Origin of the sequence: Vibrio sp. GLN_1, assembly GCF_043106015.1 — a bacterium.
GTDB classification, from domain to species: domain Bacteria; phylum Pseudomonadota; class Gammaproteobacteria; order Enterobacterales; family Vibrionaceae; genus Vibrio; species Vibrio parahaemolyticus.
Genome location: NZ_JBICMD010000007.1, coordinates 339,348 through 362,545 on the forward strand (window position 1 = coordinate 339,348; position 23,198 = coordinate 362,545).

The 23,198-nt window shown below is 47.0% G+C and carries 23 protein-coding genes; 14 read left to right on the forward strand and 9 right to left on the reverse strand.

Annotation, left to right across the window (positions count from 1 at the left end; all coding sequences use genetic code 11):
* Nucleotides 1–62: 62 nt before the first annotated feature.
* Nucleotides 63–818 (reverse strand): ABC transporter substrate-binding protein, encoded by a 756-nt coding sequence (locus ACF8OV_RS04185; RefSeq protein ID WP_140177017.1) that lies wholly within the window; start codon nt 816–818, stop codon nt 63–65.
* Nucleotides 819–886: 68 nt separating this feature from the next.
* On the opposite strand from ACF8OV_RS04185, the gene ACF8OV_RS04190 reads away from it, so the two are divergent.
* The 3 genes from ACF8OV_RS04190 to ACF8OV_RS04200 all read left to right on the forward strand — a co-directional run bounded on the left by ACF8OV_RS04190 (nt 887) and on the right by ACF8OV_RS04200 (nt 3,946).
* Complete coding sequence (locus ACF8OV_RS04190; RefSeq protein WP_005484783.1) at nt 887–2,785, forward strand: ATP-binding protein; 1,899 nt, start codon at nt 887–889, stop codon at nt 2,783–2,785.
* Between the two features lie 100 nt (nt 2,786–2,885).
* Nucleotides 2,886–3,095 carry a DUF3283 family protein gene (locus tag ACF8OV_RS04195; protein WP_005464888.1) on the forward strand — a complete coding sequence of 70 codons (210 nt, stop codon included), beginning with the start codon at nt 2,886–2,888 and terminating at the stop codon, nt 3,093–3,095.
* A 134-nt stretch (nt 3,096–3,229) separates the two neighbouring features.
* A complete protein-coding gene (locus tag ACF8OV_RS04200) occupies nt 3,230–3,946 on the forward strand; it encodes a YebC/PmpR family DNA-binding transcriptional regulator (RefSeq protein ID WP_025500765.1) in 717 nt (238 codons plus the stop codon).
* 76 nt (nt 3,947–4,022) lie between these two features.
* Here the strand turns inward: ACF8OV_RS04200 and rodA are convergent, their stop codons facing one another.
* The gene (gene rodA / locus ACF8OV_RS04205) at nt 4,023–5,105 is read right to left on the reverse strand and encodes a rod shape-determining protein RodA (protein WP_005464909.1); all 1,083 of its coding nucleotides are present in this window, start codon (nt 5,103–5,105) and stop codon (nt 4,023–4,025) included.
* A 457-nt stretch (nt 5,106–5,562) separates the two neighbouring features.
* Here rodA and ACF8OV_RS04210 point away from each other — a divergent pair, with 457 nt between their 5' ends.
* From ACF8OV_RS04210 to ACF8OV_RS04245, 8 genes are all read left to right on the forward strand, one after another.
* The gene (locus tag ACF8OV_RS04210) at nt 5,563–6,231 is read left to right on the forward strand and encodes a hypothetical protein (protein ID WP_203503656.1); all 669 of its coding nucleotides are present in this window, start codon (nt 5,563–5,565) and stop codon (nt 6,229–6,231) included.
* A gap of 9 nt (nt 6,232–6,240) precedes the next feature.
* On the forward strand, nt 6,241–6,939 hold the full coding sequence (locus ACF8OV_RS04215) for an ABC transporter ATP-binding protein (protein WP_203503659.1): 699 nt from the start codon (nt 6,241–6,243) through the stop codon (nt 6,937–6,939).
* Nucleotides 6,927–8,195, forward strand: coding sequence for an ABC transporter permease (locus ACF8OV_RS04220; protein WP_203503662.1), 1,269 nt, complete (start codon nt 6,927–6,929; stop codon nt 8,193–8,195). The genes ACF8OV_RS04215 and ACF8OV_RS04220 overlap by 13 nt, the downstream gene beginning before the upstream one ends.
* Nucleotides 8,188–8,961, forward strand: a complete 774-nt coding sequence (locus ACF8OV_RS04225) for an outer membrane lipoprotein-sorting protein (RefSeq protein ID WP_025622006.1) — start codon at nt 8,188–8,190, stop codon at nt 8,959–8,961. The genes ACF8OV_RS04220 and ACF8OV_RS04225 overlap by 8 nt, the downstream gene beginning before the upstream one ends.
* A gap of 32 nt (nt 8,962–8,993) precedes the next feature.
* A complete protein-coding gene (locus ACF8OV_RS04230; RefSeq protein ID WP_203503665.1) occupies nt 8,994–10,334 on the forward strand; it encodes a hypothetical protein in 1,341 nt (446 codons plus the stop codon).
* Complete coding sequence (locus ACF8OV_RS04235; RefSeq protein WP_140055524.1) at nt 10,335–11,366, forward strand: sensor histidine kinase; 1,032 nt, start codon at nt 10,335–10,337, stop codon at nt 11,364–11,366.
* A gap of 1 nt (nt 11,367) precedes the next feature.
* The gene (locus ACF8OV_RS04240; protein WP_140249047.1) at nt 11,368–12,159 is read left to right on the forward strand and encodes a LytTR family DNA-binding domain-containing protein; all 792 of its coding nucleotides are present in this window, start codon (nt 11,368–11,370) and stop codon (nt 12,157–12,159) included.
* Nucleotides 12,160–12,236: 77 nt separating this feature from the next.
* Entirely contained in the window at nt 12,237–12,872 is a 636-nt protein-coding gene (locus tag ACF8OV_RS04245; protein ID WP_021484444.1) for a DUF2268 domain-containing protein, read from the forward strand.
* Nucleotides 12,873–12,974: 102 nt separating this feature from the next.
* Here the strand turns inward: ACF8OV_RS04245 and ACF8OV_RS04250 are convergent, their stop codons facing one another.
* The 4 genes from ACF8OV_RS04250 to ACF8OV_RS04265 form a co-directional block, all read right to left on the reverse strand.
* Nucleotides 12,975–13,469 carry a peptidylprolyl isomerase gene (locus tag ACF8OV_RS04250; RefSeq protein ID WP_005481711.1) on the reverse strand — a complete coding sequence of 165 codons (495 nt, stop codon included), beginning with the start codon at nt 13,467–13,469 and terminating at the stop codon, nt 12,975–12,977.
* Between the two features lie 118 nt (nt 13,470–13,587).
* On the reverse strand, nt 13,588–15,249 hold the full coding sequence (locus tag ACF8OV_RS04255) for a methyl-accepting chemotaxis protein (RefSeq protein ID WP_203503682.1): 1,662 nt from the start codon (nt 15,247–15,249) through the stop codon (nt 13,588–13,590).
* Between the two features lie 179 nt (nt 15,250–15,428).
* The gene (locus ACF8OV_RS04260) at nt 15,429–15,815 is read right to left on the reverse strand and encodes a thiol-disulfide oxidoreductase DCC family protein (protein WP_025628970.1); all 387 of its coding nucleotides are present in this window, start codon (nt 15,813–15,815) and stop codon (nt 15,429–15,431) included.
* A 1-nt stretch (nt 15,816) separates the two neighbouring features.
* Nucleotides 15,817–16,644, reverse strand: a complete 828-nt coding sequence (locus tag ACF8OV_RS04265) for a DUF4344 domain-containing metallopeptidase (RefSeq protein ID WP_058964691.1) — start codon at nt 16,642–16,644, stop codon at nt 15,817–15,819.
* A gap of 249 nt (nt 16,645–16,893) precedes the next feature.
* On the opposite strand from ACF8OV_RS04265, the gene ACF8OV_RS04270 reads away from it, so the two are divergent.
* Nucleotides 16,894–17,532: a CatB-related O-acetyltransferase gene (locus ACF8OV_RS04270; RefSeq protein WP_031820771.1), complete on the forward strand. Its 639-nt coding sequence runs from the start codon at nt 16,894–16,896 to the stop codon at nt 17,530–17,532.
* A gap of 545 nt (nt 17,533–18,077) precedes the next feature.
* Entirely contained in the window at nt 18,078–19,313 is a 1,236-nt protein-coding gene (gltS, locus tag ACF8OV_RS04275; RefSeq protein WP_005464899.1) for a sodium/glutamate symporter, read from the forward strand.
* A 98-nt stretch (nt 19,314–19,411) separates the two neighbouring features.
* Here gltS (ACF8OV_RS04275) and ACF8OV_RS04280 read toward each other — a convergent pair whose 3' ends face one another.
* From ACF8OV_RS04280 to ACF8OV_RS04290, 3 genes are read right to left on the reverse strand one after another with little or no spacing between them, the layout of a single operon-like run.
* On the reverse strand, nt 19,412–20,242 hold the full coding sequence (locus ACF8OV_RS04280) for a hypothetical protein (RefSeq protein ID WP_025510609.1): 831 nt from the start codon (nt 20,240–20,242) through the stop codon (nt 19,412–19,414).
* Nucleotides 20,242–21,099 (reverse strand): ABC transporter ATP-binding protein, encoded by an 858-nt coding sequence (locus ACF8OV_RS04285; protein ID WP_005497657.1) that lies wholly within the window; start codon nt 21,097–21,099, stop codon nt 20,242–20,244. Before ACF8OV_RS04285 ends, ACF8OV_RS04280 begins: the two co-directional genes overlap by 1 nt.
* Nucleotides 21,096–21,467, reverse strand: coding sequence for a GntR family transcriptional regulator (locus ACF8OV_RS04290; RefSeq protein WP_005464887.1), 372 nt, complete (start codon nt 21,465–21,467; stop codon nt 21,096–21,098). The genes ACF8OV_RS04285 and ACF8OV_RS04290 overlap by 4 nt, the downstream gene beginning before the upstream one ends.
* Before the next feature lie 435 nt (nt 21,468–21,902).
* Here ACF8OV_RS04290 and gltS (ACF8OV_RS04295) point away from each other — a divergent pair, with 435 nt between their 5' ends.
* Nucleotides 21,903–23,129: a sodium/glutamate symporter gene (gene gltS, locus ACF8OV_RS04295; protein WP_005464942.1), complete on the forward strand. Its 1,227-nt coding sequence runs from the start codon at nt 21,903–21,905 to the stop codon at nt 23,127–23,129.
* Nucleotides 23,130–23,198: the final 69 nt, after the last annotated feature.

The following is a 23,198-nucleotide window of genomic DNA, read 5'->3' on the forward strand; positions in this document are numbered from 1 at the left end:
TTGAGAAGGCTGGCGTTTTAGTGGGGATCTCAAAAGCTGCACCAGTAAAAGAGCTAGGCGCATTAAAGATAGTGTTTGACGATGTTATCGATCTCTCCCGAGGCTTTTAGATCCGACAGGCGTTGATTAATAAAGTGTTGTACTTCAGGTTTCATCTCTGGAGAAAAGGCCAGATAGATCGAATAGTCGGGGATCACAGCGCTAAAAGATTGAATCTCAAATTGTTCGAGTGGCAGTTCCAGACGTTTTAAGTTGTACATCACCCGCGATTCCATCTCGACAAACGCCGTATCGCCTGGCGTTCTCTGAATTACGCGATATGCGGCGTCGTAATCTTTAACGCGCATCTCGTTGACGGTTTTATCTTCAAAAAACGGTATTAAGTTTGGGTAGTCGAAACCTAGCAGCAACACGATGGAACGACCTTTGATGTCTTGCATGGTATTGAATTTAAAAGGCGCATCACTGCTGGATACCAACACGTGTTTTACAGTGTAAATAGGCTCTTTAGATAAGTTTTCTGATTGAACTCGGCCCCAATCAGGGCTGCCGTATGTCAGCCAGTTTTCTTCCCCACCCGCTTCTAACATTGAAATCATGCGCTTAAACGGATAGGTGTGAAAATTCACCTTATAATCTGAGTTGGCAAAAATCGCGTTCACAATATCCGTCACGATCCCGGCGTGTTGTTGTCCTTGTTGTTCGATTTGAAATGGCCTTGCTTGGTCGGCGATAACGTAATAATTCACCTCTTCAGCGGCGGTCGCAGCACTGACTGCCATACAACTAAAAGCCAATACACGTAGAAGTCCTTTCATCCTATCCTCGATTATTATTTGCTCACGACTATATTTAGAGTAGCGCAAGATTATCGGAGTGATTTCATATGGATGTAAAAGAGCGAACTCAACGCCGGTTTAGTATCGGTAACCAGCTTATGCTGGCGGTTTTAACGTTGAGTTTGATCTTTACGTTAGTCATTTCTGCCATCAGTTTATATCGTGATTTTCAAGAAGAGTTGTCTCATCTCGACACCGACTTAAAACAAGTGGAGTCGAGCTACCTCTCCAGCTTTTCAGCCAGTTTGTGGGTTGAAGACCGTGAGCTGTTACTCACCCAAGCGCTGGGGGCGATGCGTTTGCCTTCGGTGGATTACCTACGCATTGCTACCAAAGACGAAGTTATCATCGAGCTCGGAACAGAAATCACGCAAGATGTGGTTGAGAGGCGTTGGCCGATGCAGTTTAGTGTGGGGGAAAAAACGTTTGAGCTTGCAGAGCTGACTGTGCAATCTGACCTTAGCGCCGTCTATCAAGATTTATGGCAACAGTTCTTTTTTCTACTCACGACAGAAGCGATAAAAATTTTGCTGTTGATGGTTGGGGTGTTGTGGGTTGCCTTCCGTTTATTGGTGAATCCTTTGCAGTTGCTTTCCGGTGCGGTGAGTGATTTTAGCGGCGGTAATGCGCCGAGTACGGTCACGCTGCCCAAACGTTGGTGTTTTGATGAAGTCAGCTTGTTGGCGCAAAAATACAATCGAAGCGTGCAAAAAGTGCGTGAGCATCAAGCCGAGTTAGAAGCCGAGCGAGATAAGGCGGAAGTCGCCAATCGCAAGAAAAGTGAGTTTCTCGCGACCATGAGCCACGAGATCCGCACCCCTATGAATGGCATTATTGGTGTGGCGTCGCTGCTTAGTGATACTAAGCTAGATCCGCAGCAAAAAGAATTTGTGGAGATCATCGATAACTCATCGCAATCGCTCATGACCATTATTGATGACATCCTCGATTTCTCCAAAGTCGAAGCGGGGAAGGTGGAACTCGCCAGCGAGACGTATCATTTTCGCCAGCTATTAGATGATGTGATCAGCTTACACACAGTAAAAGCGCAGCAAAAGAATTTGCAATTGCTCAGTGATATCGACCCTAAGTTGCCCGCTGAAGTACAAGGAGATGAAGGGCGTCTGAAGCAGGTGCTCAATAACTTACTTAGCAACGCGGTCAAATTCACCGAGCGTGGTCATGTCAAATTACTTGTCTCATTGCACGAGCAAAACAACGATATCGCCCAAGTTCGCTTTCGCGTTGTGGACTCGGGGATAGGTATTGCCAAAGAGCACCAGCAAGCGGTGTTTGAACGCTTTCAACAAGCCGATGGCAGTACAACTCGCAAATATGGTGGTACAGGGTTAGGTTTGGCGATTTGTGCCCAACTCGTTCACATCATGGGTGGAGACATCAAGCTAACCAGTGAACTTGGCTTGGGAAGCTGTTTCGATTTCACCATTCCTTTAACGGTGGTGAGCGGTCTTCCAACATATACCGATCCGCTCAATGTGCTCGATTTTCCTCGAACAGAGGCGAATGAGGCAACGAACAAAAATCCAGATACGCCGTGGGTTTTGATTGTCGAAGATACAGAAGTGAATCAGAGGGTTGTTCGCATTATGCTGGAACAGCTAGGGCTTAAAGTTAGTGTCGCGAGCCATGGTGAAGAAGCATTGCAGTTATGCCGCGAGCACGCCTTTGATCTCATCTTTATGGATTGCCAAATGCCAGTGATGGATGGGTTTATCGCGACAGAGCAGATCCGTGACATGAATGAGTGGGGCGCTCACGTGCCGATCATCGCATTAACTGCCAATGTAGTGAAAGAAGATCAGCAGCGTTGCTTTGAAGCGGGCATGAACGAGTTTGTTGCTAAGCCTGTGACGAAGGCGCGATTACAGCAAATCTTTGAACAATATTTGCCAAAAGCCCTCAAAAATATCGCCACACCCAAGTGAGTAACTTGAAATTGATCAAGTTAAGTGCGTTTCTATTCTGCAATTGTAACTCTGTATGCTATAGTGCGCGGCTAATATTTAAAGTACCTTGAGGCTGTGAATGTCGTTTAATCTATCCCTGTTGCCGCCTGATGAAAAAAACAAGATCGAACTGGATAAACAAGCGTCGTTTTTGGTTTGGAAACTCAGAGAGGCCAAATCTGGCCCTGAAGCAATAGAAGAACAGCTGTCTAAGATTAACGATGCTGATGAAAAAGTCTTTTTTCAACAGGCAGTCGAAAAGTACAAACGAGTAATGGGTGTCGCATGATGCGAACCGTGGCTCGGTGTAAACCGTAGCGGCGAATGAGGTTTCCTCCCCATTCCTTTGCAGAGTGAAATGGACAATGTTTCACTCTTTGCTAAAATCCTTCGCATTAAATTTGAACTTAGAGAGACATCCCGATGGGAAGAAGTTTTGAAGTGCGCAAAGCCTCTATGGCGAAAACTGCAGGCGCAAAAATTAAAGTTTATTCCAAATACGGTAAAGAAATTTACATGTGTGCGAAAAACGGTGGTAGTGACCCAGACATGAACTTGTCTCTGAAACACCTAATCGCAAAAGCGAAAAAAGACCAGGTTCCTGCGCACGTTATTGAAAAAGCACTAGACAAAGCAAACGGCGGCGGTGGTGAAGACTACGTACCTGCACGTTACGAAGGCTTTGGTCCTGGTGGCACAAGCGTGATCGTCGACTGTCTAACAGACAACGGCAACCGTACTTTCCAAGATGTTCGCCAATGCTTTGTAAAAGTTGGCGCGAAAATTGGTGTGGAAGGTTCTGTGTCTCACATGTTCGATCACCAAGCGGTATTCCAATTCAAAGGCGAAGACGATGAAGTGATTCTTGAAACGCTAATGATGGAAGACGTAGACGTAACTGACGTTGAACTAGAAGATGGTGTGATCACAGTATTTGCTCCTCACACTGAGTTCTTCAAAACGAAAACAGCGCTAAACGCAGCATTCCCTGATCTGACAATTGATGTGGAAGAAATTACTTTCGTTCCTCAAACTCAAACGCCAGTAGTGGGTGAAGACGCAGAGAAATTCCAGAAGTTCCTAGACCTTCTAGATGACTGTGACGACGTTCAGCAGGTATACCACAACGCTGAGCTATAATTTTTAGCTTTCGTTGTTGTAAAAAAGGCTTCCCGAGGGAAGCCTTTTCTGATCGTGCTGAATGTTGCGAGTAGCGCTAAGTATTACGGTATTTGGAGTAACACAGAGACATGATTACGCCAAAGCAGATGCCCTGTGTCAGCATGGCAGTTCCGCCGTAACTAAAGAATGGAAGCGGGCTTCCCATTACTGGCAACAATCCACTCACCATTCCAGTATTAATAAAGGCGTAGAGGAAGAAGCTCATCGCCAAGGTGCCACTGACTAAGCGACTAAAAAAGTGCTCAGATTGGCATGCTAGCAACATCACCCGTGCTGTAATAAATAGGTATAGCGTCAGCAATACCACACAGCCAATGAACCCCCATTCCTCCGCATAGGTTGAAAAGATAAAGTCGGTATGACTTTCTGGAATAAAGCCCAGTGTTCCTTGTGTGGCATTCATCCAACCTTTGCCTTTCATACCGCCCGAACCAATCGCAATCAGCGACTGAATGATTTGGTAACCAGAGCCAAGTGGGTCAGATTCTGGGTGTAAGAACTGAGTCACACGGCTTTTTTGGTAGGCTTCCATCACGAAAAACCACAGAATCGGGGCGAGCGTTAGAACGCTCACCACAAATCCGCCAATGATTTTCCAGCTCATACCCGCGAAAAATAACACGAATAGTGCGTAGATCACGGTAAAGATCGCACCATCCAGATCGGGTTGCAGAGCGATCAACCCTGCGGGAACCAAGGTAATCATCAAACAAAGCGCGATTTTACGAAAGTCAGGTCTGCCGCCTTCCAGATGCAGCATCCAAGCTATCATGATCGGAATCGACAGCTTAATTAATTCCGAAGGTTGAAAACGAAAAAAGCCGATATCTAGCCATCGTTGTGAACCGTTAGTGCTGTCACCAAACAGCGCGACGGCCAGCAGTAACGACACGGCGACAAAATACAAGTACGGTGCCGAGCGTTGATAACTGGCTGCTGGAATGGATGACATCACCAGAATACACACCAGTGTCAGTGCGCAGCGGGCTAAGTGTTTAAAGAGCATGGATTCATCGAAACCACTGGCGCTCCATAGCGTCAGCGAACTCAATAACATGATCGGAATTATCGCCATCAAAAGTGGCAAATCGATTCTTGGAAAGAAACGCTTGTTCATTTACTACAACCTAAAAACGCTCTCAAAAGAGCGAAAACAACCAGAACTCAAGAGAGTTCAAACTATTCCGATGCTAAGAATCCAATAGGTCGGGTATGTTGGCTTTCTTAGATTTGTTGAAAGTGAAAGCGCAACAGGCCTGTTCACAGATGCGGCGCAAAGGAGTGCGAGAAAGGAGGTGCAGCATCATCTGTTGTGGTACGTCGACTGGGAATGTTGTGAAGAGGATAAATACACCAGCCTTGATATTTTCGCCACTCTTTTTATCGTACTTAGTGTTGAATCCAGCAATAATTGATAACTCGCTCGGATGTTATTGTGTTTTCACTCAAAACCATTTATCGCCGCTCACGCCCATTTACTCCCTAAAAATACCATTGGTCGCATCCTACAGCTGACTATGAAGCGATGGCGTAATCTGAAACCATCAAATCACGTTCAACTAAGGACAGTCACCATGATGGTTTTCAATCTTCATTTATCCAGAGCCACAACCTTGCTCGGCGCTGCATTGGCTGCGTTTACCTTGAGTAGCAGCTTGGCGTTGGCAAACCCTACTGAGCAGTTACTAACCCGTTTTAACCAAGCCGCACAGGGCGACACGGGTTTGGTGGATACTGTACATGACGAGCTTTCACAATTAGTTCAAAAGCACGGCGCTACGCCTGTGACATTGGTTTACCTTGGCAGCAGTGAAACCTTGCAAGGGCGCGATGCGTTTATGCCATGGAACAAGATGAAGTTCACTGAACGCGGGCTTGCCACCATTCAGAAAGGTTTGGATTTAATGGCAAACCAACCTATGCCGATTCAAGAGCAGCAGCGTTTACAAGGGCTACCAGAATATCAATTGGCTACTGCGATGGCGGCCACTACTTACACTTCGCTTCCGGATATGTTTAATCACTTTGAGCGTGGGTACGAGCTGTACCTGACCCTGCTTGATGAACCGAGCTTCAATCAACAACCGTTCGCGGCAACGGCTTGGGTTTACCTTTACGCCATTGAAGCAGCGCTGCGTGCAGAGGACATGGAGCAAGCGCAGAAATGGTTGGCGAAAATGGAAAGTTTCGATAGCACTCACTTAGAAACGCAAACAGCCAAAGCGTTACTGGCTAAACATTAAGGAGGCGTCATGATCGTTTTCAGTCAACTTAGTCGCGATTACACCCTCGGCAGCCAAACCGTACGCGCGTTGCAAGAAATCTCTGGTGAGGTGTTTGCCGGTGAAATGGTGGCGCTGTGTGGGCCTTCCGGCTCAGGAAAAAGTACCTTACTCAATGTGCTTGGCATGCTGGATTCTCAATATCAAGGTCAGGTAACTTTTGCTGGCCAACCTTACCCGAACGGACAAATGCAGGCTGCGAAAATGCGCCGAGAAAAGCTCGGTTTTGTATTTCAAAAATTCAACTTGGTGCCAGTGATGACGGCTTTGGAGAACGTCGCTTATCCGTTGCATCTCAACGGTTTTTCAAAAACTGAACAAACCGAACTTGCCTCACAAATGCTGGAACATGTGGGGCTGGGCGAATTTATCCATCACATGCCCGATAACTTGTCTGGTGGTCAGCAGCAACGGGTAGCGATTGCTCGCGCTTTGGTTCACAAACCTGCATTAGTGATTGCCGACGAGCCAACAGCAAGCCTCGATAGCCAAACCGCAAACAAAGTCATCGATATCATGAAAGGGCTCGGGCACGAGTTTGGTACCACCTTCATTGTCGCCACTCACGACCCTCGTATGGCATCACGCTGCGATCGCACCATCGAGCTGGTGGACGGCAAAATCATCCAAACACACGCCAGTGTGGAGGAGGTCTCATGGGCAAGCTAATTCCCGTTTCGGTTCGCCTTGCTTGGCTGAACCTACAACGTAATCGCCGACGCAGTTTGTTGTCGATGCTGATCATCGCCATTGCAGTTTTTGCGCTGACCAGCGCAGGTGGTTTCGGCCTTTATACCTACGACAGCTTGAAAGAATCCACAGCGCGAGACACGGGGCATCTGACATTAACCACGCCGGGCTATTTCGCTAAAGAAGAAGAGATGCCATTGAGCAATGGTTTGAGCCATGCCGATGAGATCACCAAACAGTTGATTGGTTTGAGTGAGGTGCGAGGCGTACAGCCTCGAGTGGAATTCAGCGGTTTGATCTCTAACGGCAGCAAGTCCTCGATTTTTATTGGTATCGGCGTTAACGAACGCGAGTTCGATATGAAAGGGCCGTTTTTGGACGTGCGTGATGGGCAGACGCTTTCCAACATTCATGCCTCTCGCTACGACGCTTCTGAGCCAGAAGTGATGCTTGGGGTGGATCTCGCCAATAATCTGAGCGTCAACGTGGGTGATTGGATTACCTTACTTGCTACTACGACAGATGGCGCTTTGAACGCTTACGACCTTAAAGTTCGCGGTATCTACTCAACGGGCGTGCCTGAGCTGGATAAACGCCAACTTTACGTACACATCAACAGTGCTCAGTCTCTGCTGGGGTCGGACAAAGTCAGTGCGCTGTCAGTATTTCTGTTCGACACCAGCTTAACCAACAAGGTTGAACAGCAAGTCGCGACGATTCTAAACAAACAACTACCGAGCTTTGGCGATCAAGAGGTTGAAATTACGCCTTGGCAAGAGCGTGCGTTTTTCTATCTCAAAGTGAAAGATTTGTATGACCGTATTTTCGGCATTATGGGCGCCGTGATGGCTCTGGTCGTGTTTGTCGCGTTGTTCAACACCATGACTATGTCTGTGACCGAGCGTACTCGTGAAATCGGCACCTTGTCCGCATTGGGCAGTTATCCCCGAGAAATCATCGCCGGATTTTTACGCGAAGCGGGTTTACTCGCGTTGATTGGCAGTTTAATCGGCGCCTTGTTTACCGCGCTGGTGACCATTTTTTTGATGATGGTGGACGTACAAATGCCGCCACCGCCAGGACGCACAGAAGGCTATCCATTGACGATTTACTTTTCTTGGGAGCTGGTGGCTGCTGCAGGGTTATCAGTATTGCTGATTTGTTTGGTCGCGGCGTTTTTCTCGGCGCGTAAAGGCGTAAACAAGCCAATTACGGAGGCACTGATCTATGTTTAATTTCAAACCATTACTAACCATCACACTATTGGCTGTCAGCAGCGTTGCGAGTGCTGCTGAACAAGCGCTGGATGCACAACAAGTCGCGCAGTTGATTGAGAAAGCCGACAGCTACCGCTTGCAAGATGATTCTTCTAAAGTGGTGTCTCTGGTGCGTTTGTATCAAGACCAAGAGTTGGACAAAACGCGTCTCTACCATGTGTACACGCGGCCAAACCGTGAATCGCTGGTGGTGTTCAAATCGGTGGTCGAAGCGGGGCAGAAGATGCTGATGATGGGCGATAACTACTGGCTGCAAATGCCTAAGAGCCGCCGCCCAATTCGTATTACGCCAATGCAAAAGCTGCTTGGTGAAGCCTCAATTGGTGATATTTCAACGTTGACGTGGAGCCAGGATTACCAAGGCGAGTGGAAAGCGACGGAAACCCTCACGATAAATGGACAGAGCATCGCGGCTTATCGCCTTGCCCTAACGGCCAAAACCAAGGGAGCGAGTTATCAGAAGATCGATTTGTGGTTGTCTGAGCAAGATGCGTTCCCGATCAAAGCGGATCTTTATTTGCGTTCGGGCAAGCTTGCCAAGCAAGCGCAATACGGACGAGCGACCAACCGCGGCGAAGATTACGTCAGTGAGATGACCCTGCTCGACAGCATTCAACCGAGCAAAAAGACGGTGATTGAGTATCAAGAAATCGTCCCGTGGCAGTTGGATAATAAATTCTACAACCCGAGTTATTTGCCGAAAGCCAATACATCGGAGCTGTAATTTAAGGTTATTAACGCCATCAAGGATGTTTTATGAAAGTGCGATTCTTTAACGCCATCATCAATGTAAACAGCGTTGCGATTAGCTTCATTGCCGCTTCATTCTGGATGGTTGCACCTGTTGCGGCCAATGATGAGTGGAGTTTTGAATGGGATTGGGCCGTAAGTTACGAAACCGCCAAGCTGCGAGATAGCGCGTTTATGGAGGCGCAAGGAAGCGCACGTGACTCGCTCAACGCTTTACTTGATGTGCAAGTGAATTATCAAAACATCAGTGGCTTATTCACCTTGTACAGCCAAGGTTTGTATCTCAATCAGCAAGGTGAGCATGAATGGTGGGGCGAGGCGGATAATCAACTTCTTATCCGAGAACTGGCGTGGCAGGGCGAATGGCAAGTTGGTGATACCACTTTGGATGTCAGCGCAGGCAAGTTGCGCGTTGATTGGGGCGTAGGTTATGGCTATCGACCCTTAGATCTGTTCAAACCATATCGACAAAATCCGGTCGGCTTGGTGGCAGAGGAGGGAGCGGGGGTGTTTTCACTTTCGTATTACGACATGTCAGGTGTATGGACGGTGATTGCAACAGACTCAAGTTGGGGACAACAGGATCAAAGCGCGCTTGATCAAGCCGTAGAACAGCGTGGGTTTGGGATTCGCCGTTATGCGCTGGTGGGCGATACGGAGTACCAACTCATAGGCTATTACGATGATGTGCGTCGGGGTTTGTTGGGTGCGAGTGCCATTGCCGTGTTGGATGAATCTATAGCCATGCACAGCTCGTTGCTGTGGCAAAAGCAGAGCGTTGGCTATCAGTTTAAAAATGAAGGGCAGCCGAGCGATCGTTATCAACCCGTGACGGTGGAAGAACAAGGCAGCGCTTTCCAAGCGTTGGTGGGATTGAACTGGGCGAACCAAGCCGGACACAATGTGATCGCCGAATATTGGTATGACAGTCGAGCATGGTCGAAAAGCCAATGGGAGCAAGCAATCGCACGTGGTGAATGGCTCTCCCAATCGTCGGATACGATTCTACTTGCTACTAGCTACGCCCAAGGGTTTCAACACGCCAATATTGTTCAGCACAATCTCATGTTGCATTGGCGCTGGGATCTCGAAGCGTGGACTGCGTGGCGCGCAAGAGCGGATTTGGAGTGGCTTAGTGATATCACTCCAACATTGGACGTCATGTACTCGCCGCAAGATGGCGGTGTGATTGTGACGCAATGGCTGAATTACCAATGGATTGACACTGGCGATCAAAGTGTAGAAGTGGAAGTTGCCGCACGCTTTTTAACCGGAGACGACCATTCTGCTTACGCACAAATCAACGATAAGAATATGATTGTATTTAACATCAAAGGGAAATTTTAAATGTGTTCAGCTAAGTCAATGGTAGCAAGTGGATGGCAGCGCAGTGTGGTTGTCACCACGTTGTTTTGTTTGTTTATCTCGGGAATGACGCTCTCAGTTTGGGGCGGTCCGTACTACGTGCATGTGCTGGTGAGCTTTGGTTTTGGCTACTCTGCGCTGTTTTTCTCGTGGTTGATCGACAAGTTGTTTCCGACCATCCCACGCATGCTAGAAATTGCGCTATCACTGACTGCGTGTTTGTTGTTTGGTGTAATTAATGCGCAGTTTTGGCTCGGTGAATACTTCGGTATTTCGGGCATGTTGCCTGTCTTACTGATGGGACTGCTGTTTAGCGGTATGTGTTATTTTTATTTTCATTCACGCGAAAAAGAAGCCATTGCACAGCGTGAGCTAGAGAGCATCAAACGTGAAAACGCCGAACAAGAGCGAGCCCTTTTACTCAGCCAGCTCAAGCAGATGCAAAGCCAAATTGAGCCGCATTTTCTGTTTAATACGCTTGCCAATATCAGCGCGTTGATGTCGCAAGACGTCGATAAAGCCAAACAAATGTTGGATCAACTCACTGCGTTATTGCGTGCAACGCTAAAAAGCTCGCGTGAGGAGCACACCACGGTTGAGAATGAAATCGCCTTGATTGACGCTTATCTGGGTATTCAAAAAATTCGTTTAGGCGAGCGATTAAGCTACACAATCGAGGTGCAAGAAGGGTTAGGAAATACAGAGTTGCCTCCGATGATGCTGCAACCTTTGGTAGAAAACGCCATTATTCACGGCATCGAGCCAAAACGTGAAGGTGGTGAAGTCCAATTGCTGATAAAGCAAGAGAAACAACTGTTGCAAATTGAAGTGAAAGACACTGGCGTGGGGTTGAGTCACGTCAGCAATCACTCTGGTGCGGGGATTGGGTTGAGTAACCTTAAACAGCGCATGGATGCCTTATTTGCTGGCCAAGGTCAGGTGTCGATCAGTGAATCTTCCGAAGGTGGTGTGAGTGTGCGTTTGAGTTGGCCAATGACAAGTAAGGAACAGTGAAATGAATACAGGGTTTACTGCCATTATCGCCGATGATGAGCCGTTATTGCGGCATCATCTCGACAAAAGCCTCGCGGAAGTGTGGCCGGAGTTGGACATCGTTGCCAAGGTAGCTGATGGCGAACAAGCCTTGCTCGCCATTGAGCAAAGCCAACCTGATATTGCCTTTCTCGATATTCGTATGCCCGTGTTAGATGGCATGAGTTTGGCGCAAAAACTCAATCGTTTGGCCAACCCGCCTTTGATCGTGTTTGTTACTGCTTATGATGACTATGCCATTAAAGCGTTTGAGCAAAATGCGGCAGATTACCTGCTCAAACCCATTTCCGACGCTCGTTTGCAGATGACCTGTGAACGAGTCAAAGCTCGACTCAGCCAACGAGGAAGCGACAACAGCCATGTTCAGATGAATAGTTTGTTGGAACAACTGCAACAGTTGTCTGCGCCTCAAACACCGCAATACTTACAGTGGATTAAAGCCACGCAAGGTGACGATATTCATCTCATCGCGACGTCTGATGTGCTGTATTTCAAAGCGGAAGAAAAATACGTTTCGGTGTATGCACAGCAAGGGAAGGGGGAAGTGCAAGAATATTTGATCCGCACATCGCTCAAAGAGTTGATTGGGCAGCTAAACCCAGAGCAGTTTTGGCAAGTGCATCGCTCAAGCTTGGTGCAAGTGTCTAAAATAAGTAAAGTAAACAAAGACTTTGCAGGAAGAATGTTTGTTTATGTTGGTGAAACTAAGTTGCCAGTGAGCCGCGCTTCTCAAAGTTTGTTTAAAGGCATGTAACTTTTCCCTAATCCGTTGCTGCTCACTCTTTACACTGTAAACTCGCCCCACATCATCTAAGTTATCAAGGAAGATAAATGAGTTATCGTGTGACCTTATTGAATGCGACGGGAGCGTTGTCTCCTGTTGCTGATTATTTGTATGAACAACTGAATAGCCTGAGTCTGCAACTCGCCGATCATTTTGAGCTGACCAATATTGATGTCACCATCAGTCCATTTGGTCACGGTGATGCGCCGCAAAGTGGCATTGGTGGTTACTGCTTAAGCCCCTACCGAGTCGAAGTCTTGCTAGACACTCAGCGCACGGATATAAAAACCGTCATTGAAAACGAACTGGCTGCAGTGCTCGCGCATGAATTGCATCATCTGTTTCGGATGCGAGCGGGAGAAAATGGACTCACTCTGGGAGAGGTGTTGATCATGGAAGGCTTGGCTTGTCATTTTGAACGTCAGGTCAACGGCGGCATAATTCCGAGTTTGTTTGAGTTGATAAAAGACCGCGACTGGCGGCCGTTTTACACAGAGATGAAAGATAAGTTAACGAGCTTGGATTACAACTTTGATGCTTACTTTTTGGGAAGCGATGAAAGCCGTTGGCCGAAGTACATGGGGTATTGGGTGGGGTATAACCTAGTCGCGGAATACCTAGCTAATTTTCATGGTTCTGAACTCGATTTGGTCGGTGCCAAAGCCGAGATTTTCTATCAATAATTCTATCTAATCCAAGAATTCCTACTAATCATCAACACAAAAAAAGCGCCTAATTCAGAAGAGGTTAGGCGCTTTTTCTTATCTTGGAGCGGATAGAGGCGACTATTCGCTGATCGTCACTTTTTCAATAATGATAGGTTCGCATGGCACATCATCGTGACCCTGCTTTGATGTCGTTTTCACTTTCGCGATGCGATTAACCACATCCATGCCCGCTGTCACTTTTCCAAATACCGCGTAGCCCCAACCCAAGTTGGTGGTGGCGGTGTGATCTAAGAAATCATTGTCTTCCAAGTTAATGAAGAACTGCGCAGTTGCTGAGTGCGGCGCGTCGGTACGTGCCATCGCAATTGTGCCGACGGTATTTTTTAGGCCACGGTTCGCTTCGTTTGCGATTGGTGCGCGGGTTGGTTTTTCTGTCATGTCCTCAGTGTGACCGCCACCTTGAATCATAAAACCGTCGATAACGCGGTGGAAAATCGTGCCGTTGTAGAAGCCCTCTTCACAGTATTTTTTGAAGTTTTTTGAGCTCACTGGCGCTCGTTCCAAGTTCAGTTCAATTTCGATGTCACCGAAATTGGTGGTCATAATAATCATGTCGATTTGCCCTTGTGGGTGCTAAGTTGGCGGCATTATAGCGAAGTCGTTTCTAGGCCGTAACAAAAACAGCGACGCTATGACGTCGCTGTTTTTATTTGTCGGTTAGCCTGTTGGATTAAACCGTGAAACGACCAACCAAGTCGTAGAGCTCGTTGGCTTTGTGATTGAGGTTTTGGCTTCCCGAGCGGTTTTGGTTGGCAAGGCTTGCCGATTGACTACTTTGTTGCGAAATGACCTCAACACGTTGAGAGATTTCTTGTCCCACTTGGCTCTGTTCTTCGGTTGCAGTGGCGATCAGCGTGTTCATGTCCATAATGTTGGCAATCGCTGCTTGAATGTCTTGCAACGCAACCGAGGCGGCGCGCGCCTCTTCTACCGTTGCTTCACCGCGCGCTTGGCTTGATTCCATCGCACGTACAGCGGCATCTGAGCCAGATTTTAGTTGCTCAATCATTTTATGGATATCGCCCGTACTGTCTTGAGTGCGGCTTGCAAGCTTGCGGACTTCATCTGCTACTACCGCGAATCCACGCCCTTGTTCGCCAGCTCGCGCAGCTTCAATCGCGGCGTTTAGCGCAAGCAAATTAGTTTGCTCGGCAATATCTTGAATCACTTCTAAAGACGATGAGATGTTTTGAACGTCGCTTTCTAAACGGGCAATCACAGTGCTCGCCTCTGAAACTTCGCTTGCCAGCTCTTCGACAGAATTCGCAGCGGAATCGACGATGTGTTTCGCTTGTTGAGCGTTTTCATCGGCGTGTCGCGCTGATTCTGCTGCTTGGTTAGCGTTGTTCGAAATCTCATGCGCGGTGGCTGTCATTTCCGTCATCGCTGCGGCAACTTGCTCGGTTTCTTCACGTTGACCGCCAGCGAGTTCGTCGACTTGAGAGGCGCGTTGCGACATGTTGTTGGTTTCTGCGACGACTTCTTCACCAACTTGAGTCACGCTCTTGATGATGCCCTGTAGGCTTTCAACAAAGATATTGAAGTTGTGCGCTAACTGTTTGAACTCAGGTACGTTGGATTCGTGCATGCGCGCCGTAAGGTCGGCATCGCCTTGCGCGAAGGATTGGATCGAGGCATCAAACTGTTCGATTGGTCGCATGATGCTACGATTCACAAACACGGCGAAGATAGCAACTACGGCAGCGATAGAAACACAGAACAGCGCGATGGCCACTAGAGTTGTGTTGAGCGCGTCATGGGCTGAGGCTTCCATTTCTGCAATGACGGCATCAATGTCATCGGTGTAGAAGCCGGTACCGATCATTAAATCCCACTCAGGAATGAACATTGAGTAGCTCAATTTCGGTAGCGCCTCTGTTTGTCCTAGTTTCGGGAAGTAATAGGTAGTGAATTCACCCGTTTTGGCGTTTTTCAGCAAATCTTGAATCAGGTAATTACCTTTCTTGTCTTGCAGGTTATAGAAGTTTTCACCGATGCCTTTGTCGTTCTTGCCGACCACAACACGGACGCCTTTGGAGTTGTAACCGAAGATGTAGCCCGTTTCACCAAATTCCAGCTCTCGTAAAACGGGAAGAGCTTCTTCTAATGTCGCATTTCTCTTGAGTAGCGGTTCAATCGCCGAGCGAGCCATCTGAACATAGTTTTTCAGCTCGGCTTTTTTCATCGCCATCATGGTGGTGTGGGTCTGATCAATTTGCTGTTGGTTATAAGCGTTAGTTTGCAGGTAGGTGAACCACATCATACCTAGTGCAATGGTGAGTACTGGAATGATGGAAAGAATATACAGTCGCTTTCTTATGGTTAGATTCATAGAGACTTCCTTACTTCTCGGCGCAGCGTTACGAAAAGGCAAAATTCAATCGATTTGCCGGATAAATATATAGCTATTTATTTTTGTAGTGATTGCAGATTAACCGACTTAGTAGGAGAGAAGTACTGGAAATGCACGATTTATCGCGAGCGTATTAACATTTTCAAGCGTGATCACAATTACCGAGAGCAGCGGCTAGAATTACAACGAGAAGTGCCCGTTAACCAATATGAGATGCGATACCTATTTTGGGCGAAGCGCAGATAAAGCCAGTCCGCAACAGGTCTGATGAGTCGCCAGCGCAGTGGTGCATACAACCAACCTCGTCCAACAAGCTGCCAAGCTCGGTAGGTCACATCCAGCCCGAGGAGTAAATTTCCGTGGTTGTCCAAGGCATGCAGAATGGTGTTGGCACGATCAGGGTCGATTTGCGGGTAGGCCGAAAAAGCGTCGCTGTAAATATCAACGGTGTTTATCTCTTGCTCATGATCGTGTTGGCGTAAAGCCTTCATCTCTTTGGCGCACAGTGGGCAAGTGCCGTCGTAGAAAATAGTCAGTTTAGTCATATCAATTCGTCATTGCATTGGGGCTGCTTGATGGTTTCTCGCTGCTTTTACGTGGCGATGCTTCTTTGGGTTCATTGTGCTGCAGGTAGTGCTGCCAGTTAGTGCGAATGTTTTCGTAATTGTATTGGCAGAAGTCTTTGCGATCTCGAAGGTAGTCTTTTTCAACTTCGTCGAGTAACGATTTGTACTGTTCAGGATCGCTGCCATACACCAAGCACAAAGTGGAGAAGTAACGCTGCAGGTCAAAACTGTGTTCGTCAATGTACTCGCCGAAATCGTAATAGTCGGGTCTGTCATCGGACTCAAACGCAAACATGTCGGCGGCACTGATGGCCATATCGGCGCCATCGTCTAAATAGTCGATCAGTAAAATAGTGGCGAAATTGTCAACGGCATCTTCTTCTTTCCCCAACACAGGGATGCTTTGATCCTCGATGTACGCATGCCCAGCTTCATGGAGCAAAGTGTGTAATAAGGTATCTAATGCACCAGTCTTTGGCGATTTTCCGTAGCGATCTTCATATTGGTTGTTGGAGAAGTAATTGAGCGACTCCAAGTAAAACGTATAAGGAATATGGATGGTGTGCGTGTCGGGATCGTACATAGGGCCATCTTCGCCGCCATAAATCAGAGTGAGCGGTTTACGAAAAGGGAAGTAGGCTTGAGAAAGTCGAACAAAAATCGGGTTCACATCGCTGCTTTGAATGGATTGCTCGGCAAGTTTGTCATGGGTTGTTTCTGCGGGCATGTACTCGATACGAATATTGTCCGCTGCGTTGGCAGAAGCGGTGCAGAGTAATAGCACAGGGAGAAGCGATTGAATTTTCATGTTGAGCTCTTGTTATTTGAATGGCTTGCATAAAAATTATACATGTTTTTGGCGAATGAATAATCGGGATTGGCGTTTGTCACTCTGCGCCAATTCGTTTTATAGTTCGCCTAAAGGAGATCACTATGCCTAATCCACTGTTGTTACAACCCCGAATCCAATAGGCGTTGTTGACTGAGAACGCAGCAACAGCGCCACGAGAAATCGTTCCGTGGCAAAATTTTACTCTCTATTGAAGAGGCAAATGCCATGACTAAACATTGGTCTAAAGTTCAGTATCTGCACCAAGTGGTGCAAAACGCCAACATCCATATTAAAGGTACTCACAGTTATTACAGCGATTGCTGGGATAATGGTTTTGAGCAATCCGTCGTTCGTTATCTGCTGGGGGATGAAATCAGCAAGCAGTGGCAACCCCGTTGGGAAGTCGACCAACTCTATATTGGTGATTATGTTTGTATCGCCGCCGAAGCGGTGATTTTAATGGGTGGCAACCACAATCATCGAACCGATTGGTTCTGCTTGTATCCGTTTCTTGATGATGTCGAATGCTCCTATCAAAGCAGGGGCGACACGATTATCGGAGATGCTGTTTGGATTGGAATGCGCGCGATGATCATGCCAGGCGTTACGATTGGCGAGGGCGCGGTGATTGCCGCAAACAGTGTCGTGACGAAAAACGTGCCGCCGTACACCGTGGTAGCGGGCTCTCCTGCTAAGCCGATCAAAACTCGTTTTGGCCCAGAGACGATTGATAAGTTATTGGCTCTTAAGATGTATTTTTGGGATGAGGCTAAGTTTAACGCGCTTCGCTCTTTTATCTGTGGAAATGATATTGAGCAGTTAATCATTGCGGAAAGTAACTATAAAGATGGCGAATGTCACTGAAATGAGGAAAATTATCAGCGATATGTTATAATCTCGCTCCGTTGTGACGAAAACTATTGTTGCAGCTTGTGCGTTTCCTTGGCATCGATTCGTTTAAATCACCATGAGTCAGAGTTGAAAAACTACGATAGGAACAAGCAAACTCAATTGTTTGAACGCGATCTCGGCGTTTTGACGGTTACAGCGGGAAGGAACTTTGTTCGATAGTAATCGACGCATTCTGTTTAAGTAAGGGAGCCCATTGCGCGGTTCAGAAAGTGTCACTAGAAATTACTCACAACATTATACCCGGCGCATTGACCACGCGTTTTTGGTTGAGGCAAAGGGCATTTGAAGGAGCTGTAAAGGCTCCTTTCACATTTTAAGGGCGGCAAACAGCAAACCATTGGCACAATGCTTAACAAGCGCCCTTAAACTAGCCTAAGGCGCATGACACCATCTAATGAGTATTTTCGGAAATAAAGCGAGAAAATTTGCTATTGAATGAAGGTTAAACTAACACTCAATCATTACGGAGGATGAAGAGAACAATAATAAGAGGCGATATGAATCATTTAATATCTGTAGGTGCACTGGAATCCTTCTTGGTTGCGATCAGTGTGCTTTTCTTGGGGCATTTTATTAATGCTAAGTTACCGATTTTAAAGAAGTTCAATATACCTGAGCCGATTGTAGGTGGCCTTATCGTAGCCTGCATCATTACTGCTCTTCATTTTAACGGTGTCGACTTAGAGTTTGATCTACCGTTACAAAACACCTTTATGCTGATGTTCTTTGCCACGGTTGGTTTAGCGGCAAACTACACTCAGTTGATGAAAGGAGGCGCGAAGGTTTTTATCTTCTTAGCGGTCGCGTCTTTCTATATCATCATTCAAAACGGTGTCGGCGTGTCACTTGCGGCGGCATTGGGTTTAGACCCATTAATGGGGTTAATCGCGGGTTCGATTACTCTGTCTGGTGGTCACGGCACGGGGGCGGCGTGGTCACAAACTTTCCAAGACGTGTATGGATTAAATAACGTTCTGGAAATCGCGATGGCATCGGCCACTTTTGGTTTGATCATCGGCGGTATCATTGGTAGCCCAGTGGCTCAACGCCTAGTGGAAAAACATGGTATCGAATCTGAGTACGGTCGTGGTGGTAGAGATGCCAAAACCCACGAGAAGTTCCCAGAGCTGGTGACGTACAACGAGTACGAAGAAGACAAAGTAACGGCGAAAAAGGTCGTGGAAAAACTCTTCTTCTTACTGATCTGTGTGACGGGTGCGAAGTACGTTGAACAGTGGGTGAGTACCTACGAAATCTCTTGGTTGATGATTCCTGATTTCGTTTACGCGCTGTTCATTGGTGTGATTATTACGAACTTCTTAGAGGTGACTAAGATTCGTAAGCTGGACGCTGAAACCGTCGATATGCTCGGTACGGTGTCGCTGTCTCTGTTCTTGGCGATGGCTCTCATGAGCTTGAAGCTATGGAACATCTTTGATTTGGCGATCCCATTCTTAGTGATTCTGGCGATTCAGTCGGTGATTTTGGCCATCTTCACCTATTACGTGACCTTTAAGGTAATGGGCAGCAACTACGATGCGGCGGTTATCTCGGGTGGTCACTGTGGTTTTGGTTTGGGTGCGACGCCAACAGCGGTGATGAACATGGGTTCTATTGTTAACCGTTTTGGTCCTTCGCCTCAGGCATTTATGGTGGTACCAATTGTTGGCGCGTTCTTTATCGACATCGTCAACTTAATCATCTTGCAAGGTTACATTTCTTTCCTTGGCTAGACGATTGGATAGATGAGCCCCTAAGGGTAAAAAATAAAAACGGTCACAACGCAGGTTGTGACCGTTTTTTATGTCTCGATTTTTGTTCGAGCCGTTGTTTATTGAATAGTACGGCTGAACTTCAAACTTGCCGTCCACGCCAGTATCCCAATAAAGGCGTAGATGCCGACGTTGGCCAAACCCGCTTCAGGAATCGCACTGAATGGGTTAGAGGCGATGATCGCATGCAGAGGCAAATAGAGCACGGCTGAGAAGAACTGATCCACCCCGTAGTAACCAAACATCGCAATTGGCATCCAACGTAGCGCATAAATCGCGATGAAGAGAATCACCAACGGCGAGTTTACCTTCTGCGAAATTGCCATCGCGCAAAGTGCTAGTGGCAGCATCAACACGCCTGCGAGCGCCATTCTTGCTAAGAACTCCACCCAGTGCAGCAGCACGTAACCAAGCGAAGTTTGACGATAGAGCAAAGCCAGTTGTTGGTCGGTCGAAATATTGAGTAACCACAGCATAAAATCGGCCGCCAAAACGAGGCCAGAACACACCAGCGGGATCACCAACAAACCAAACGTCAGCTTCACGAGGTGCGTTTTTAGATCGCTAACTGGCATACTGCGCCAAAACATAATGCTGCCTTCGGCACGTTCTTTACGCAGCGTTCTAGGGAAGTACTGAATGGCAAGCAACATAGACAGCAAACCAGCGCCACCAGTGATCAGCATGTTGACGTCATCCCCAAGTTCTTTGTGAATATCACTCACATCGCCACCGAGGCTCATTTCGAAAAACATATTGTGTTGTAACGTGGTGTTACTCATCAAACTAATAAAAAGCAACGCTCCACACGCCAACATAAACAAAGGTAAGCGCAATACTAGTGGGTTTTCTAACCACTCTTTACGCAACATTGCGACGACAGAGCGCATCATGCTGCCTCCTTTTGTAACGCTAAAAACAGATCCGCCAGTTTTACACCATGCACATCGCCAAGCCCTGCCGCTTGATCAGCGTATTGTGAAGACAATAGCCATTTCGTTGTGCCTAATCCTTTTTGAGAAGAGAGTGGGTGCATCGCTTCAATTTGCGCACGGTGTTCGTCATTGGCATCGAGAATAAAGTAGTCTTCACTGATACTGTCCATTGAGGTTTGCAGCACCGGGCGACCGTGTTTAAGAATCAACACATCGGTTAACAGATGCTCGATCTCGGAAACCTCATGGCTGGTGATGATCAGAACGCGTTCACCATCGTGAAACCATTCCAATAAATGACGGTAGAAGGTGTCGCGGTAAACCAAATCCAAACCAAGAGTTGGTTCATCCAAAATCAGGATTTGTGTATTGGTTGCGATCACAATGGCAAGGTGCAATTGCACTTTCATCCCTTTCGAAAGGGCTCTGATTTTCGCACGTGGTTTGATGTCGGTTTGACGAAGCAGCGCATCCGCTTTGCTGCGATTGAAACCCGGGTGAACCCCTTCGGTATAACTCAGAAGCTGAGAGACCGTCATCCAATCTGGCAAAACATTCACATCTGAGATGTACGACAAATTCTGCATGATCTTGTCACGCTGCATCATGGGCTCGAAGCCATTGATGCGAATAGTCCCTTCGTAGTCGTGGGCGCCGAGTAGGGCGTTAATAAGCGTCGACTTACCCGCGCCATTGTGGCCGAGTAAACCAAGCACTTGACCAGCATGTAAGTCAAAACTCACATCATGAAGCGCCTCTCCTTGTTGGCGGTACTGCTTGGAGACGTTTTTTACACTGACTAATGCGCTCATTGGTCACCTTTCATATGGGGGTTAAGTTGCTGGACAAGTTCATCAACTGACATGTCCAGACGTTGTAATGTATCGGCTATTTGAGGAATTTGCTGTTCAAGAAAGCGAGCCTTTTCCGCAGAGCGCAATTGTTGAATTGCCCCTTGTGCGACAAACATGCCTTGGCCACGTTTTTTCTCCACCAGTCCTTCATCAACAAGTAACTGATAGCCTTTCATGACGGTAAGGTGGTTAATTTTCATATCGGCAGAGATGCTGCGGACGGAGGGTAAAGCCTCGCCTTCTTTCCAGACGCCCTGCAATATTTGTTGGGTGATCTGATCAGCCAACTGGCGAAAAATCGGTTGGCGATCATGCCAATGCGTCATGATAAACATCCTATGGCTGAATTGGTGTTATATATATGTATAACACTGAGTTTGAGAAATAGAAAGAATTAATCTTTTTGCCATCACACAACAGCGTGTTTATGGCGTCCGTTTTCGACACGTTGCACCGAATATTTGCACGCAACCGGATGCGTTTTTTCTATTTTAAATTGATATAAAAACAACCACTTCTCATAAGCTGAGAATCCGCAATTAGAGGTACTTCAGAGCGTGAGAAACTTACGACAAAACTCGCGTTTATCACTGAGTGAGAATTTATTGAATATTAAAATTAAAACATTCTTATTTAGTGAGAATTAGAGTGGAATTCACCCTAGAAAAATAAGGACTCAATAGGCAACCTGATTGGATTCGTTACCTATCTCTCGTTGAAGCATTACTCAGCGGATGAGAAAAAGGAAAAAAAGAGGTTTTATGAATCATGTTATTTCAATCGGCCCACAGGAGTCGTTTCTCGTCGCTATTTGTGTGTTGTTCCTAGGGCAATTTATCAACACCAAACTTCCAATTTTAAAAAAATTTAATATCCCAGAACCGATTGTTGGTGGGTTAGTCATCGCTTGTGTGATTACCGCAATGCACTTTAATGGCGTTGATTTATCCTTCGATTTACCACTGCAAAATACCTTTATGTTGATGTTTTTTGCCACCGTTGGATTAGCGGCAAACTACACCCAGCTGATCAAAGGTGGTGCGAAGGTGTTTATTTTTCTCGCGGTGGCATCAGCGTACATTCTTATTCAAAACGCCGTTGGTGTGTCTTTGGCGACCGCATTGGGCTTAGATCCGCTAATGGGCTTAATTGCGGGTTCCATTACGCTTTCTGGTGGTCACGGAACAGGCGCAGCTTGGTCGCAGACTTTCCAAGATATGTACGGGCTACATAACGTACTTGAGGTTGCGATGGCATCTGCGACGTTTGGCTTGGTGATTGGCGGCATCATCGGCAGCCCAGTGGCACAGCGTTTGATAGACAAAAACAACCTAGAATCGGAATACGGCCGTACAAATCAAAGTCACCAACGTTTTCCTGAACTCGTGACTTATAACGAGCACGAAGAAGACCGAGTTACTGCAAAGAAAGTGGTCGAAAGCTTGTCGATTATTTTGTTGTGTGTGACAGGGGCGGGTTATCTAGAAAACTGGGTGAGCAGCTTTGGCATCAAATGGTTGATGATTCCAGACTTTGTCTACGCGTTGTTTATTGGTGTGGTGATCACCAACATCATGGAAGTGACGAAAGTTCGCAAAGTCGACTTAGAAACCGTGGATATTCTCGGTACGGTTTCATTGTCGCTGTTCCTAGCAATGGCGCTAATGAGCCTAAAACTGTGGAACATTTTTGACCTAGCCATTCCGTTCTTGATCATCCTTGCCGTGCAGTCGGTAATTCTTGCGGTGTTCGCTTACTACGTGACATTCCGCGTCATGGGCAGCAACTACGACGCGGCGGTAATTTCTAGTGGACACTGTGGTTTTGGTTTGGGGGCGACCCCAACAGCCGTGATGAACATGGGGTCTATCGTGAACCGTTTCGGCCCGTCACCACAGGCATTTATGGTGGTGCCGATTGTCGGTGCATTCTTCATCGACATCGTTAACTTAGTGATTTTGCAAGGCTGCATCGCGTTTATCAAATAATCGGCGAAAGGCGTAAGCGCGCCAATTTTAAAATCATTTAAAGGCAAAGCCAGTCGGAAAAGACTGGCT

Bases quoted from the DNA above. Each gene is read 5' to 3' on its own strand.
- ACF8OV_RS04185 (WP_140177017.1), bottom strand. From the start codon at position 818: ATGAAAGGACTTCTACGTGTATTGGCTTTTAGTTGTATGGCAGTCAGT.
- ACF8OV_RS04190 (WP_005484783.1), top strand. From the start codon at position 887: ATGGATGTAAAAGAGCGAACTCAACGCCGGTTTAGTATCGGTAACCAG.
- ACF8OV_RS04195 (WP_005464888.1), top strand. From the start codon at position 2,886: ATGTCGTTTAATCTATCCCTGTTGCCGCCTGATGAAAAAAACAAGATC.
- ACF8OV_RS04200 (WP_025500765.1), top strand. From the start codon at position 3,230: ATGGGAAGAAGTTTTGAAGTGCGCAAAGCCTCTATGGCGAAAACTGCA.
- rodA (WP_005464909.1), bottom strand. From the start codon at position 5,105: ATGAACAAGCGTTTCTTTCCAAGAATCGATTTGCCACTTTTGATGGCG.
- ACF8OV_RS04210 (WP_203503656.1), top strand. From the start codon at position 5,563: ATGATGGTTTTCAATCTTCATTTATCCAGAGCCACAACCTTGCTCGGC.
- ACF8OV_RS04215 (WP_203503659.1), top strand. From the start codon at position 6,241: ATGATCGTTTTCAGTCAACTTAGTCGCGATTACACCCTCGGCAGCCAA.
- ACF8OV_RS04220 (WP_203503662.1), top strand. From the start codon at position 6,927: ATGGGCAAGCTAATTCCCGTTTCGGTTCGCCTTGCTTGGCTGAACCTA.
- ACF8OV_RS04225 (WP_025622006.1), top strand. From the start codon at position 8,188: ATGTTTAATTTCAAACCATTACTAACCATCACACTATTGGCTGTCAGC.
- ACF8OV_RS04230 (WP_203503665.1), top strand. From the start codon at position 8,994: ATGAAAGTGCGATTCTTTAACGCCATCATCAATGTAAACAGCGTTGCG.
- ACF8OV_RS04235 (WP_140055524.1), top strand. From the start codon at position 10,335: ATGTGTTCAGCTAAGTCAATGGTAGCAAGTGGATGGCAGCGCAGTGTG.
- ACF8OV_RS04240 (WP_140249047.1), top strand. From the start codon at position 11,368: ATGAATACAGGGTTTACTGCCATTATCGCCGATGATGAGCCGTTATTG.
- ACF8OV_RS04245 (WP_021484444.1), top strand. From the start codon at position 12,237: ATGAGTTATCGTGTGACCTTATTGAATGCGACGGGAGCGTTGTCTCCT.
- ACF8OV_RS04250 (WP_005481711.1), bottom strand. From the start codon at position 13,469: ATGATTATTATGACCACCAATTTCGGTGACATCGAAATTGAACTGAAC.
- ACF8OV_RS04255 (WP_203503682.1), bottom strand. From the start codon at position 15,249: ATGAATCTAACCATAAGAAAGCGACTGTATATTCTTTCCATCATTCCA.
- ACF8OV_RS04260 (WP_025628970.1), bottom strand. From the start codon at position 15,815: ATGACTAAACTGACTATTTTCTACGACGGCACTTGCCCACTGTGCGCC.
- ACF8OV_RS04265 (WP_058964691.1), bottom strand. From the start codon at position 16,644: ATGAAAATTCAATCGCTTCTCCCTGTGCTATTACTCTGCACCGCTTCT.
- ACF8OV_RS04270 (WP_031820771.1), top strand. From the start codon at position 16,894: ATGACTAAACATTGGTCTAAAGTTCAGTATCTGCACCAAGTGGTGCAA.
- gltS (WP_005464899.1), top strand. From the start codon at position 18,078: ATGAATCATTTAATATCTGTAGGTGCACTGGAATCCTTCTTGGTTGCG.
- ACF8OV_RS04280 (WP_025510609.1), bottom strand. From the start codon at position 20,242: ATGCGCTCTGTCGTCGCAATGTTGCGTAAAGAGTGGTTAGAAAACCCA.
- ACF8OV_RS04285 (WP_005497657.1), bottom strand. From the start codon at position 21,099: ATGAGCGCATTAGTCAGTGTAAAAAACGTCTCCAAGCAGTACCGCCAA.
- ACF8OV_RS04290 (WP_005464887.1), bottom strand. From the start codon at position 21,467: ATGACGCATTGGCATGATCGCCAACCGATTTTTCGCCAGTTGGCTGAT.
- gltS (WP_005464942.1), top strand. From the start codon at position 21,903: ATGAATCATGTTATTTCAATCGGCCCACAGGAGTCGTTTCTCGTCGCT.